At 36.2% G+C, this 14,751-nt stretch carries 8 protein-coding genes; 2 read left to right on the forward strand and 6 right to left on the reverse strand.

Features of this window, described 5'->3' with window-relative positions; genetic code table 11:
• Positions 1-210: 210 nt before the first annotated feature.
• Together MM236_RS19730 and MM236_RS00770 are read right to left on the reverse strand one after the other, a co-directional pair.
• Positions 211-2,382: a T9SS type A sorting domain-containing protein gene (locus MM236_RS19730; RefSeq protein ID WP_241273012.1), complete on the reverse strand. Its 2,172-nt coding sequence runs from the start codon at positions 2,380-2,382 to the stop codon at positions 211-213.
• A 266-nt stretch (positions 2,383-2,648) separates the two neighbouring features.
• On the reverse strand, positions 2,649-4,964 hold the full coding sequence (locus MM236_RS00770; protein WP_241273013.1) for a sensor histidine kinase: 2,316 nt from the start codon (positions 4,962-4,964) through the stop codon (positions 2,649-2,651).
• Between the two features lie 142 nt (positions 4,965-5,106).
• On the opposite strand from MM236_RS00770, the gene MM236_RS00775 reads away from it, so the two are divergent.
• Entirely contained in the window at positions 5,107-7,047 is a 1,941-nt protein-coding gene (locus MM236_RS00775) for a tetratricopeptide repeat-containing sensor histidine kinase (protein WP_241273014.1), read from the forward strand.
• 59 nt (positions 7,048-7,106) lie between these two features.
• Here MM236_RS00775 and kdsB read toward each other — a convergent pair whose 3' ends face one another.
• From kdsB to MM236_RS00790, 3 genes are all read right to left on the reverse strand, one after another.
• Positions 7,107-7,838, reverse strand: coding sequence for a 3-deoxy-manno-octulosonate cytidylyltransferase (gene kdsB / locus MM236_RS00780; protein ID WP_241273015.1), 732 nt, complete (start codon positions 7,836-7,838; stop codon positions 7,107-7,109).
• Between the two features lie 136 nt (positions 7,839-7,974).
• Positions 7,975-10,416 (reverse strand): GumC family protein, encoded by a 2,442-nt coding sequence (locus tag MM236_RS00785; protein ID WP_241273016.1) that lies wholly within the window; start codon positions 10,414-10,416, stop codon positions 7,975-7,977.
• 3 nt (positions 10,417-10,419) lie between these two features.
• A complete protein-coding gene (locus MM236_RS00790) occupies positions 10,420-11,232 on the reverse strand; it encodes a polysaccharide biosynthesis/export family protein (protein ID WP_241273017.1) in 813 nt (270 codons plus the stop codon).
• Between the two features lie 324 nt (positions 11,233-11,556).
• Here MM236_RS00790 and MM236_RS00795 point away from each other — a divergent pair, with 324 nt between their 5' ends.
• Complete coding sequence (locus MM236_RS00795; RefSeq protein ID WP_241273018.1) at positions 11,557-13,125, forward strand: ArnT family glycosyltransferase; 1,569 nt, start codon at positions 11,557-11,559, stop codon at positions 13,123-13,125.
• Between the two features lie 155 nt (positions 13,126-13,280).
• Here MM236_RS00795 and MM236_RS00800 read toward each other — a convergent pair whose 3' ends face one another.
• Positions 13,281-14,249: a polysaccharide deacetylase family protein gene (locus MM236_RS00800; RefSeq protein WP_241273019.1), complete on the reverse strand. Its 969-nt coding sequence runs from the start codon at positions 14,247-14,249 to the stop codon at positions 13,281-13,283.
• Positions 14,250-14,751: the final 502 nt, after the last annotated feature.

Genomic DNA, 14,751 nt, shown 5'->3' on the forward strand with positions numbered 1-14,751 from the left:
ATTTGTAAGCGTAGCAATATTTAATTCTACATACACAATACATTCTGATTAAAAAAAACTTATCTAAATACTCAAACAGCTGTTAAATAATGTATTATGAGTTTTTACAGCTTGATTATTCCAAAAGAATCAAATAGCAAATTATGATTGGACACTTCTTTGGCAGCAAGGATGTAAATAAACCATCATGCTGTGGATACTCACAGTTTCTTATTTTAAAATCTTTGCAGCAAACATTTGTGTTGGACCAAAAACTTGAAGAATATAGAGGCCTCTCTTAAGAAAGCCCAAATCCGTTATAGTCAATTTTGAAGTCATAGCTCCTTGATCTATATCCTGTTCAAAAACGACCTTGTTTCCTTCTATAGAAACTATCCTTACCGAGACTATATCACCAAACTCACTTATGTGCAAAATATTTATTTCGTTTATAAATGGATTAGGATAAACTTTCATTTTGCCAAAACTTGAATTCATCTGAGGCATATCCACCCTCAAAAGTGATGAATGGAACTGTACTTTATGATCAAGATCTTTGTGAACTAATCTATAATAATTGTTTTTGCTTGGAATGGAGTCTGTTACAAAATATTCATTTTCCCCAATTATAACTGGAATTTTGGAAATTGTCTGAAAATTCAGGTCATCTTGTGACCTTTGGACTTCAAAATAACCTTCCTTAATTTCTGATTTCCAAGTAATAAAAACTTGGTTGTTTTCTCTGATTTGGGCTTTAAAATGAGTGATTTCTTGAGGAAGTATGATAAATTCAGCTTCAAAATTAAAAGGTTTTACATCCAAACAGCCTAATTGATTGGTGTATGCAAGATAAAACTCGTATGGATCAGGATCTCGGAAAACCCAATTATCTACGGTCAAAACGTTGTTTTCGTCAATTGAATAAGTAGTCCCATCAAAATCGACCATTCCATCATAAATCGGGATTGTCATTGCTTCATCCAAATACCATGAAAATTCCCCCGGCAAATCATCATTTTCATAATTGGGTATCAGTGTAATCGGGTTCAGCCCCTCGTAGTAAATAAAGCGATCACCATCCCTCCTCGCTTCTCCTGTAGGAATCACATCAATATCCTCTTTTTTTGGAACATCAATCAATGTAAAAGCTATAGAAGTCGGTTCAGTCGCATTCAAACACCCCCTTCGGAATGTCAAGAGATCGATTTGATATTCTCCTGGAGGCAAGTCTTCTGGCAGTACAACAGATTCGTTGAATCCTAGCAGTTGATTGCCAATTTTCCATTCATAAGTATCTCCCGGGTAGGTATTTTCTTGAATGAAAGTCAAAGGTTCACCAACACAGAAAATAAAGTCATCTTTATTTTGTATTTCAATATTTGCACTGTGTTCTGATCTGGAAATATCAAAAACATGAAGGCGACCCAATCCGCTCAGCAGTCCAGTTCCCAAAGAGACTTCAATGCGGTTGAAAGCTTCATTGGTAGGAAAGGACAACCTGTATATATCAGACTCACCTGGAAGTAAACTTAGCGATATAAATGTCTGCAACAGCTCCATGTTTTCTACCAACAGATTATCCATGTAAGTATTGATTGCAAACTGCTGGGTCAACAGCGAAAGATCCAAAAGACTTCCCGGATTTCTAAGGACCACATGAACAGAATCTCCAGATCTACTCCGATCATCAAAAAGTGCCGTCAAATGCGTTTTATTAAATAAGCCAACATTTGCTCTCAAGTCTGCATAAGTCCCAAGGTTTCCATCAAATGCTGCCTGTGGATTGGACACAGGATTCATACCACCGACTATGTTTGATGTACTTCCATACAAATAATCTTTTACCAAATCACAAACAGAAAGTTCATCAGAGAGATAGTACACATCGTAAACATCTAAGCTTAATCTAAGAGAAAGTGCTCCTTCCAACCGAATTTCAATCCTGTCATAAACAACAGGTATTCCACCTGCATTTACAGGCGTGAATATTACTTCTGAAGTTTCCACTCCTGCCAGCAATCCGGTCAAGGAATTTAATGTAAACCAAGGGCTCACAGTCGTCCCGCCCAAATATGCCCTTACTCTTACTCCAGTAAGTAAATTTAAAAGTCCAGAAGGTTTTCCAATTTTTATTCGAGCTGGGGTACCAGCGGCAACAGGACTGGGAAAAATAGGCCTGACAAAAGAATTTCCAATCCCAGTAACCACGAGTGTTGCATTTGTCCCTACATCAGAATCAATTGCATTTTGAACGTTATTTATACTGCCAAGTAAAGAGCTACCACTATTTGCTCCTGCATTTGCATAGATCCTTGCATTCTGAGCAGAGGTATTGCTATGCACCGAGCAAATCAACACCAGAAAAAAGAAAATCAGGCCGTACTTTAATCCAATAACTTTCACAATCACAGTGGGTTAGAAAAATGAACACACACTCGATTGCAGAAATGCTGATAAGTCAAGTGCTTTCCACGAAGATCATGAATTTGATTAACTAAAATTCCAGCCTGAAATACTGCACAAATTCAGGCAAATAAAATACGTTTTAATTTATTCAAACAACATAAAAAAATATTCTAAATCGATACAAACAAAATATAATATTTTAGTTAGTTACATTTACATAATTTTGGATAACAAAAAATCAGCTAATGATAACAAATTATGCTCTAAAAGATCAAAGTTACCGAAGTTCCTTCATTTTGGACGGAATCTATCAGTATTTCACCTTCATTCAATGCGACAAATTTCTCTACTGTTACCAATCCCAATCCAAAACCCTCGGTATTTTGAGCATTTGAAGCTCTATAAAAGGATTTGAAAATACTCCCAAGCTCAGACTTAGGTATTCCTATTCCGTTATCCTTGATGACAACATAGAGTGATTTATGTTTACCCATGACTGTAAGCAAAACGGGTTTGTTCTTACCATATTTTATAGCGTTGTCCAAGATATTTTCTATTACCCGCTGCATTAAGATTTTGTCCCAATTGATGGATTCGTCTTGAGAAAGGGTAGAATTGTATATCACATGATTTTTGAATCGTGACTTGCTGACGATTTCCTCCAAGAATTGATTGATATTGACTTCTATCAAATTCACAGGGAATTCTCCTTGATCCACTCTTTCAGATTCCAAAACTTTCACCACCAATTGATCCAAATTTTGTACTTCATTCTCCACACGGAGGAATTTATCCAAAATCACACTTCTGGATTTTTCAACATCAATATCATTTTTCAAGTAAAATTTCCCAATATCAATACTTGATTTGATGATTGCCAAGGGCGTTTTAAACTCGTGTGAAACCAATGAAATGAATTGTGATTTGAAGAAATTGACCTCTTTTTCCTTTTCCAATGCCTCCCTTAGTTTGATTTCATGCTGAATCCTCGTGGTCGTATCCCTAGCGATCACAGATATCTTACTCACTTCCTCGTCGCTATTGTACAACAAATCGAGTGAAACATCAATCCATTTATCAAGGTTATCAGTTTCTATCTTTTGTAAACTTTGATAATGCGCCTTACTAATCTTGAACTGTGGTTGGAATGTCTCTTCCACCAATCTGTAGATCAATGTAAAAGAATCTTTCCCTAAAATTTTCTTTACTGAAGGTGACATATATTCTATGGTCATATCCTTATTCAAAATCAATACGATATCACTCGTTTTCTCTAGGATATTGGAAAATAAAAATTCCTTCTCCTCTTTCTGCTTTATGATATTTTCCTTTTCGTTCTTCTCCTGAATGGCTTGTACGATCACATTGTAAAATGAAATCAAAGGCTTGAGTCTCTCGACTAAATTTTGGCTAAATCCTTTAGCCCTATTAGCCAATCCAATCATCGCAATGGTTTTGTCATCTTTGCAGATTGGAATACCCAAAAAATTGGAAAGGAATGGGTGACCAGATGGCCGGGCAATTTTCCCAAACAAAGCCGAATCATTAATTATTACAACTTTTTGGGTTTTTATACATTGATCAATAAAATTGCCTGGATGATCAAACAAGAAATTATTCATCCTATACTTCTCAAATAAATTAAAAGATTCCTTAGAAAACTTTGAGATGTCAGACACTGCATCCAATTTCAGTAAAGGGTATTCTGAATATCTGTTTGTAATCTGGCCTATAAATCCCAATTCAGCACCAGACATTTTGAGGATAAATTCCAATAACTTCTTGAGAGTGACCTCATCCTGTTCATTGATAAAAAACTCATTCTGAATTTGGACTAATCCGCTCAAAATTTCATTGTTCTTTTTCAATTCATACTCAGCCCTTTTTATTACTTCTATTGGCAAAATGTTGATACCAACACACTTTTTCCCTTCGATTTCAATTTTGGAAAATTCCAAATCAAACCAATTGGGAATATCTTCTCCCAATAGCATCCTTGCACGAAGCTTAAATTCTCTTTCGGAATCACTTAACCAATCTCTCACACTTTCAAATTCTTCGCGCCTGTTGAAAAACATTTCCAACTGGAAACTATTGGTCATTTTACTATATGGAAAAGGAACCATGTCCAGCAGACATCCATTTGCAACCAATACATCCTGCAATTTTTCATCAAAAATTACATAAGGGTTTTTGATGTTTTCCAATACTTCCAAAATCGATGTGTTTTTATAAGTCAACCTCCTCCTACCTACCTTGAGTAAAAGAAAGCCCTTGATCTGCTTATTGACTTTATCCATCCAAAAAATATCTTTCACCTCGTGCTGCTCACCATAAATGATCACATATCCTTCGTTTTTCACATCGTCCTGATGTGTAAGCTGTGATTTTTTTGAAGGAAAATTCGATCCTTCCAAATTGAGGAGATTTGACTCAAAAAACTTCAGATCACCAATTACCCTTAAAATATCATCCCCAAAACTAAAAACAAGACGCTGACTATGACTAACCAATTGGCCAGTTTCATAGTCAAAAGCATAATCTTCATTTTTTAGTGAACTTACTATCCCTTCTTCCATTTATCATATTTTTTCAAACTAAAATTGAAAATACTAAATTTTATTTATAGTTTATTCTTAAAATAAATCAATTTTTAATTACTTAAATAAATACAATTTATTACCTGTAAATAGTTTTATTTTAACCTATTCTAGCTTAAATTTGAAGAACATTGATCCGCAAATGGCTTTATCTACCTTATCATTATTCTGTTTATTAACAATAAATTTTACAGTTTTCGATTCAAGAAATCCAATTGAAGAAAATACCCCAGAAAAAACGCTTCAAGAAATAAAAAATCCTCAATCTATCGAAGAAATCGATTCCTTGAACAACCATGCGTTTTCATTAAAGGGGAGTTTTCCGGATTCACTTTTTCTCTATGCTACTATCACTTTGGAAGCAAGCCGAAAAATTGATTATCAAAAAGGTATAGCTCATAGTTTATCAAACTTTGGCGTATATCATTACCAAAAATCAAATCATGGACAAGCTTTAGATAATTATCTGAAAGCCAAAGATATTTTTACCAAAGAGAAACTTTTCAACAAATCAGCGAGTACGAGCAACAATATTGGATTGGTCTATTTCAGAGAGAAGGATTACAAAAAAGCCTTGGAATACCACCAAGAAGCTATTGAAATGGCCGATGAAAATGAATCTATTACCAATGTTGCAAATTATAAATTAAATAAAGCCCTGGCATTGAATAAGCTAAATTCTTTTGAAGATGCATTACCTACCTACTTTGAAGCTATCAGGGATTTGGAAAAAACAGGGGAGAATATTTACATTGCAAACGCTTACCTGAATCTAGGAAATCAATTTGGTGCAAATGGCAAACTGGATTCTGTCAAAAAATATTTTGACAAAGGTCTTGAATTAGCTGAAAAAACCACTGATTCCGAAATCCTATCCTTTGCCTACACAAGTCAAATTAAGTATTATGTAGTCACGGCAAAACCAAAAGAAGCACTTCATTTTGCAGAAAAATCTCTTTCGAATGCATTGAAGTCTGGATCTATCAGCACAATTGCTGACGCTTACCACACTATCGCCGGATTGCAGGAAGATTCGGGAAATGAAAAAGGGGCTTTGGAAAATATTCGCAACCACTACATTTATAAAGACTCTCTTCGACGAAACGAACAAACGTTAGAAATCGGACGAATCGAAGCACAAAAAAATCTGGAAACAGAAAAAGCTTTGTTTGACTTGGAATTGGAAAACAACCAAAAAAGCAACCAACAAAAAGCCCTGATCATCAGCCAATTGATATTTTTGATATTTGCTATTGTGGGACTTTTTATTTTCGTTTCCAAAAACCTAAAAAAGTCCAAAGAAAAGAATCTACTCCTCTACAATAAAAATACAGAAATAGCCAAACTTGCAGAAAATCTAAAGCAGCTAAACAACCATCAAAACCAAATTTTTGGAATTATCGGACATGATCTCAAAGGTCCTATCAATTCATTGATAACAGTCACCGAAATGATCGCAGACAATGACTTGAGCCAAGAAGAGCTGAACGAAATCATGCCTCACATGAATAATGAAATCCGGAGAGCTGGCTTGACTTTAGAAAACCTTTTGCACTGGGCACTCAGCCAAAAAGAAGGTGAGTCTATACATCCTGATATTTTCAATTTGAAAAAACTCATTATCGAAATAATCTCTTCGCTCCAATACGCCATCGATCACAAACAACTCAGTGTCAATCTAGATATTCCCGAAGAATTAAACCTCTATGCCGATCAACAAATGATAGAGATTTCGATCAGAAATTTGATTGCCAATGCAATCAAATTTACAAAAAAGAAGGGGGCTATAGCTTGCAAAGCTTATTCAGAAAACAACCAAACGCTCATTATAATTGAGGACAATGGCACTGGAATAGATTCAGAAACGCTACAAAAGCTTAATCAAAACCAACTGATATCAAATTTTGGAACCAATAAAGAAAAAGGGACTGGATTGGGGCTGGCTTTGTGTAAGGGATATATTGAAAAAAACAAAGGCACCCTTGAAATAAAAAGTAAGCCAGGAGTGGGAACAAAAGTCAAGCTTATTTTTGAGTTACCGAAAGCAATGTCAAACCTTTGAGGTTTCAAAAACCTCGAAGGTTTTAGCACAGAAATTCTCTCTTGATAATTAGCATCTTTTCAAAGGTTTGGGAAATGGGTTTGAAAATAGGAAATGGCTTTTTCAAGATCCTCTGGAATATCAATTGCAATGGCTTGGTGGGTGGTGGGAACCATCTTAATTTTCACACCATGTTCCAAAAGTCGCAGCTGCTCTAGCATCTCGATTTGTTCCAATTTGGATTTTGACCAACTGGTAAACTGTAAAAGAGCATGCTTTTTATATGCATAAATCCCTACGTGTTTCCAATATTGAAAACCCTCAGATTTTTCCCTAATATAAGGAATTGGTGATCTGCTAAAATACATTGCATTGGAGTCTTGGTCTATGACCACTTTGACGGCATTAGGATTTTGGGCATCTTCAATGGAGATATTAAACATCATGGATGCCACTTGAACTGTCGGGTCGTCAAAAGCACTTATCAAATCACGCAATGACTTTTGATCTTGGAAAGGTTCGTCACCTTGCACATTTACGACAATGTCTGTGTCCATGTCACAAACAGCCTCAGCGATCCTATCAGATCCACTTTCATGGGCTGTGGTACTAAAAAACACTTGCCCTCCCACCTCTTCTATTTGCTTTTGGATCTCTTCATGGTCAGTCACTACGATCACTTGATCAAAAAGTCCAGTCTCAAGTGTACTTAAATAAGTTCTTTGAATGACTGATTTCCCACACAATTCCTTTGTTAATTTAGCCGGAAACCGTGTGGAAGCAAATCGAGCTGGGATTAGTGCTGTAATCATGTATCAGGGTAGTTTTTGGATTAGTGAACTTAGGCAAGGAACTAGAAAGAACAACACAGGATGCAACAATTTTCTAACTGTTCCAAATTGCATTATCCTGAACTTTGCTTTTCATAAGTTGCAAACTTACCAATATTTATTTCACTTTGAAGTAAGAAATGAATCTAATAAACCAATTTTTAGCTTGGCTTGGCTTTCTTTCATCTCCATAATAATTGTACATATATTTATTATTCTGCGAATAAATATAGGCGTTTCCATACCCATAATTGTACCCCTTGTAGTTGTAACCTGGATCCTCAATACCATTAAAAACCCCGTAGATATTCTTTACTTGCTTGTTGAGAAACAGGTCATTGATCATCACCAAGTGGTTCTTTAGTGTATAATCTTGCCTAACTACATATAAGTTCAGATCGAAAAGCCTGGTAAGATCTATCGTTTCGGAAACCAATCCCAATGGAGGAGTGTCAAAAACGACCATCTCAAAATTCTCCTCAAGATAAGCTAGAAATTCTTTTAGTCGTTGGGTTTGAAGAAGCTCAGCAGGGTTTGGGGGAATGATTCCCGACGGAACAAAGAAGAGGTTTTCACTGGATGTAGACACCACGATTTCATCCATCGAAGCCTTTCCTATCAAGAAAGTAGAAAGACCAATTTTTTCTTTATGCCCAAAATAAGTTGCGATTTTTGGCCTTCTCAAATCCGCATCAATAACAACTGTTTTCTTTCCTCCCAAAGCCATAATTGCCGCCAAATTTATAGAAGTAAAGGTTTTCCCTTCACCAGAAACGCTCGAAGTCACCAAAATCTTTTTTGAATTCTTGTCAGCTGCAATATAGTTGATGGCAGATCTGAGGGATCGAAAAGATTCAGCTACTGCTGATTTTGGATGCTCCAAGACTACCATGTTTGTAGCTTTGTCACTTTTGCCTATGATCGACAGTTGAGGAATCATGAAATTCTTCTTCAAATCCCGCTGGTTTCTGATTCTCTTATCTAGGACATCCCTGAGAACTACAAAACCAAAAGGCAAAAAGAAGCCTAAAGCTATCGCCATCAAATAATTGTTTTGCTTCTTTGGAAACACTAAGGTGCCTTTCTGGGCATAATCCATGATCGCATTGTCAGATACATTCGAGGCTTTTGCGATTCCTGCTTCTGCTCTTTTCTCCAGAAGGTAGGTGTAAAGGTTTTCCCGCAATCGATACTCCCTAAAAATACTGGCATAAACCGACTCCGACTCTGGAAGCCCAGAAAACTGCTCATCATAGGTCGCAATATTGGACAATACCAAAGCTTTTTTCTTCTTGGTGTTTTCGATCAAGTTCAATACATTTTCCAACAGTGCTTCCTGAACTTTTTCCATTTGAACATCAATTTTCTTGATTTCCGGATGAATTTCATTGACGGATGCGAGCAATTTCCTTCTTTCCTGAGACAAAGTAACCAAAGATTGGATAAGACCATTGAGTAAAGGATCGGGAATACCCACTACCGAAGGGGCTATGATCTGGGAAAAATCACTGGTTTTTTGCTCCATGTATTCCTTCACCGAATTGTAATAGGAAATTTGGAAATCAAGCTCTTGAACCGAATCATCCAATTTGTTGATTCTTCCCAAAACTTCAGAAAATTCCTCACTTACATTGATCATTTTATTCTTGACTTTGAAATTTTGGAGTTCTCGCTCCTTATTTTTCAAAGAATCCTCCAAAAAGCCAAGTTGCTCTTCGATAAATTTCAGGGTGTTTTCTGTATTTCTATTTTTCTCTTTCAGCTCTTGCTCTAAATGCGATTCCATCAGGGCATTGATATAATCCCTACCTTTGGGAACAACTGACGTAATCATCCTCAACTCAAGCACAGAAGCACCTGAATTGACAAGTTTGATCTTGATATTTTCAGTCATTTTTTCCACCAAACTAGTAGGGCTTCTCAGTGTAAAAATAACCACATCCCCCACTTTCCCAGGATTGATCAAGTGAACCTTAAACTTCATCTTCACACTTTCGATTTCCTCCCCAAATGTCAATACTTTGCCCAAAATAGCTCCATCGACTTGTGCATATGCAGGATTAAAATCGAAGAAACTACCTACTTCAGGCTCTATTTTAAACGTTTTGTCAGAAAGGATGTGAAGCTGTAATGGAACATCCTGTATTTGCATATGGTCCCAATCCACTTCTACATGGATAGGAGTATTGTTATAAAGTTCAATGGTTTTGATGTTGGTCTTTGCAAAGTACTCTACATCAAAATGCAATTTGGACAAAGTCTCCCGAGCGAGGTTTTTTGAAGACAACATCAGGATTTCATTGTCAAGATTGTTTTGGTTGGAAAAAATAGCCGACCTATCTAATATCCGTGTTTCTGGTTTGACAGTATCTCGGATGACCATTGTCCCATACACGGAGTACTTGTCTTCGGTATATCTATGGAAAAAAAAGGTAGCTACAAGAAAAAAAACTATAAAAACCAAGTACCAAGGCCAAAACCTCAAGTACTTGGAAATCAAATAGCCAATTTCCATTTCACTCTCCTCGCTGTCAAGGTGGTTTATATCAAACTTTTCCATAATCTATAAATTCCCCCTAACTAACCCGAATATCAATAAACCAGAGGCCAAAAATGTAGCAAACAGCTGAAGACTTGAAGACAAGTTATCTGCATTCCCCAACTGCCTGATTCGCATAGGCTCTAAGTATAAAATGTCATTTGGCTGGATAAAATAATAAGGCGATGCCAACAAAGCCCTGTCATGCAAATTGATTTGATGGATTTTGGTACCTCCATCATATTGGCGAATGATAAACAGCTTATTCCTTTTTGCAAGTATATTGGATTCACCTGAAGCAGCAAGCGCATCAAAGATCGTAGCCCTATTTCTCAATATCACATTCGTTCCACTTCTCCCAAACTCCCCGATAGTAGTGTATCGGATACCCGCTGTCCTCAATTTCACAAAAACATCATCTTTGAAATAAGCATCAATAGCCTGCTGGACTTTCTCTTTGGCATCCTGCTCGCTCAATCCTGCTATTTGGATTTTTCCAAGTTTGGGCAATTCAATAAAGCCAGATTCATCGATGGAATAGCCTGTAAAAAAAAACAAATCTCCACCTGCCCCTGCACCCATCATCCCTCCTCGGATATTTCTTGTTCCCTGAAAAGTGAAAGCTTCTGTAAGCTCAGGATTGGAACTCGCAAAATCAATATCAACGATATCGAATGGTTGAAGGATGTATTTGTACTCTACTTTGGCATATGGAATAAACTCATCAAGATTGATAACTTCGTTTTCTGGTAAATTCTGAAGGTAGGTGATTCTTTTATTGCTAATGCAAGAGCTTGCTATTAGGATCAATAAAACTGTGTAAGCGAAATGCTTCATGAATGGGTGAGTAATTGTACTTTGAAACCAAATATAGATAATAAAACAATATCTCAAAGTATTTTCAAAGGCTCATTTTCCACCTAAAAACACTCTCAAAAGAACCTAAAAATCAGTTGAAAACCCATACTACATTTCATATAAAATATTATGTTTTTCATCAGTAATAAACAGCAATTCTGAGTATTCAAAAAAATATGGAGACCCGATAAAAAAATCAAAAAAAAGATTGATTCTTTCTTTACAAGAGATAAGTGAAAAAAACCAGATGTAAAGAAGCTAAATTCATATTGCCCAAATAGGTATTGATAGTATATTTGAATCATGAGTTTTACACCCAATCAAAATCAAATCTTGCTTATCGGAAGTAGTTTGCTCGTAGCATTTTGGATTTTTGGTTATGATGGAATTACATTTAGTGATGATATTTATTATATCCTGACGGGGCATGCATTTTGGAATGGGGAAAATGTATTGAATTCATATCACTTTAGCAGCAGGTTTGGATCTTACTTCCTATCTGGACTAGCGACCAAATTATTAGGTCTAAATGACAGGTTTGCCTCCCTGCCCACTCTCTTAGCATATGTTTTTTCTCTATTTGTAATCATCAAATCCCTTAAACTCCGTCAACAACAAATCTGGGCATCAGCATTTTTTGTAACCCACATTTATTTCCTTCATTTCCTGCCAAAAGTATATCCTGATGGTCTTCTTGTATTTTGGATAGTTTTGATTCCATTTGCTTCTATTTATAGAACTTTAAAACCTATTTTAAGCGCATTTATTTTGGTTTTAGCAATGTTAATTGGTTTTATGACCAAGGAAACCATCATTTACTTATTCCCATTTCCTGTGATCTTATTTTTATTGGATTGGAAAGGAAGAAAACCAGTCAAATTCCATTTATGGGTTGGCTTGTTCAGTGTGATTTTGGGAAGTTTGTATTTAGGATATTATTGGTATGTATTTGGGGATGCTTTTTACAGGATCAACACAGTCAACGCCGGTCACTATATTTCAGAATTCACTTACAATGACAAAGGCTGGCAATCTGTACTCAAAAGGCTTACAATCATCCCAATGGTGACATTTGTCGAAAGATCGTACTGGATTTGGTTAATTCTTGCGATACCGGGAATGTATTTGGGATTGGTGAAAAAGCAGAAGGTAGCATTTGAATATTCATTGGCATTGATTTGTCTCCTGCTTGGTTTTTGGTTTATGACCACTAACCTAGGTTTTTACAATCCCATTTATCTGAACCCAAGACATTTAATTATCTTGATTCCAATACTTGCTGTTTTGATTGGTTTTGGATGGAAATATTGGCTAGAAAAAAATGTTTCTAGCACCTATTTTGGCATTGCGATTTTGCTCGGAGCTGCTATAGGCTTTATTGTAGGTGACTATAAAAATAGTGCGTTTCTAATTGTATTTGGTTGTGCTTTGATTTTTATTGGAAAAAGTAAACTTTGGCTCAAAAAATCATTGATTTGCTGCATGCTTTTGATTGCTGTGATTTTGAGTTTTCAATATCAAAGGCAATTGAAAAACTACCCAAAATTTATGCAGGAGCTTCAAACTGCTGTTGCTTCTCCTGATCAAAAAATCCTAGTGGTTAACAATTTTGTACATTTTAGCAGGGAAGTCCTGCTTCCAAATGACAGCATCAACCAAGAAAAACTCTTTGCCATCGAAGAGATCAAAAAGTTTGAAAATCTCGTTCCTGACGATTTTGGATTACTGATATACAATTATTACAAACACGCTTACCCGCAAGAAGGACCAGATGTGGAAGCTTTTTTGGAATTGACAGAAAAAATGGGTTACAAAATCACAGAAAAAAAGGAAAGTCAGTGGGTCGTTTTTTATTCATTCTCAAAGAATTGATTTTTTATAATTGATACTTCATTTCTTGTGAACTTCGTGAAATCCTTTGTGTACTCCGTGGTAAATCCTAACCACCAAGAGCACAATGGTTGCACGAGGGACACTAGTTTTTTTTTATAATTGATAATTCATTTCTTGTAAACATATTGCAATTTCTATTTATTCAAAAAATCACCAAAACGCTGCATGGACATAGATTTCATGCCATACTTATTTTTCAAAAATAGATAATGCGCAAGAATCGATTCCAATTCCCCCAAAGCTCGCTGTGGATCAACGGCAAAATTATGGGGATGCCACCAAAGGTGATAAACTTCTTGATTTTTGGCTGCCGAACTCATTTCTTCTTTGATCCTTTGAATCCTCCTTGCGTTGGTTAATGGAAATTTTTGATTTATTGGTTTCAAGATCCTAGAAGCAGGCATTAGCTTAAGCTTCTCTTGCCATACAATTACCTTTTCAACATCATAAGATGACCTTTCCCCAAAACCAAAATAGCAATCTAGCGACCTCACGGCTTTTTTCAACAATCCTTCATGCTGTGTTTCTTGCCAATACCATTTTGGTGGATTGACCCGAACTTGCTCAAATCCCTCTTCCCAACAAATATCCATATAAAAGGGATTGATATGGTTTCTTGGAAAAACCAAGGATTTCAGACTCAAATCAAACTTATCTTTTGCAATCTTTTGAGCTGCTTGCAAATCTGCCCTAAACTGCGATGGTGTCTGCCCTTTGGATAGTGTAAAATAATGTGAAAAAGTATGGGATCCGATCTCCTGACCAGGAAAAGTCATGATTTCCTTAATAATTTCCGGAGCAAAATGACAGGTAGAATCAAGCTTTTTTGATCTAACCCATTGATATGCTGAAAGATTTTGATCTTTGTATGAAGGCAGCAATGAAGGTTGGTAGCTATTCCACTCTTCTTCATTTTCGGCAAAAAGCATCCCAACGGTTGCCCATGTCGCTTCAATATTGTATTTCTCAAAAAGCCTTAGAATATCCGGAATCAATTGTCTGGTTTTTAAAAAATATTGTTTATCAATTTTCTCATTCACCTTATCAAATACCCCCCAGAGGAGTTCGAAATCAAGAGAAATGGTGAATATTGGGTGGTTCATGGAGGAGAGGATTTTAGATTGGGGATTTTAAAATTGGAAGATTGGAAGATTGGGAGAATTTGTCTGTCTTAGAGGGTTTTTAAAATTGGGTTGGAAGGTTGGAAGGTTTGAAAGTTGAAAAGTTGGGTTAGCAAGTGGATTGGTCATTTCGAATTTACCTCACTTTAGGGAGGTTACCTCACTTTAGGGAGGCAAGGTAGAAATCTCGAACTGATTCCACACAACAGAGTCATTTTTATACTTCTGTCACGTCCTGAAAATACTTGACACTTTTTCTATTGATTTCTCTATATATCTGATAGACATTCAATTGCCTCCCGATAAGGATGCGGGACAGGCTTTTCAGGGCAAAAGTGAATCAAATATTTACTATTCCATTGGGTTGAAACCCAATGTTAGTGTCAATTACCCTTTCAGGGCATATTGTATTTTGAAACTTTTGTCTCTTTTGTCTCTTTTGTCTCATATCGCACGTCTTGTGTCTCATGTCTTTCCTCTTTCA

Origin of the sequence: Belliella calami (genome assembly GCF_022549695.1) — a bacterium.
Classification (GTDB): domain Bacteria; phylum Bacteroidota; class Bacteroidia; order Cytophagales; family Cyclobacteriaceae; genus Belliella; species Belliella calami.

Bases quoted from the DNA above. Each gene is read 5' to 3' on its own strand.
- kdsB (WP_241273015.1), bottom strand. From the start codon at position 7,838: ATGATTACAGCACTAATCCCAGCTCGATTTGCTTCCACACGGTTTCCG.
- MM236_RS00800 (WP_241273019.1), bottom strand. From the start codon at position 14,249: ATGAACCACCCAATATTCACCATTTCTCTTGATTTCGAACTCCTCTGG.
- MM236_RS00785 (WP_241273016.1), bottom strand. From the start codon at position 10,416: ATGGAAAAGTTTGATATAAACCACCTTGACAGCGAGGAGAGTGAAATG.
- MM236_RS00790 (WP_241273017.1), bottom strand. From the start codon at position 11,232: ATGAAGCATTTCGCTTACACAGTTTTATTGATCCTAATAGCAAGCTCT.
- MM236_RS00770 (WP_241273013.1), bottom strand. From the start codon at position 4,964: ATGGAAGAAGGGATAGTAAGTTCACTAAAAAATGAAGATTATGCTTTT.
- MM236_RS00795 (WP_241273018.1), top strand. From the start codon at position 11,557: ATGAGTTTTACACCCAATCAAAATCAAATCTTGCTTATCGGAAGTAGT.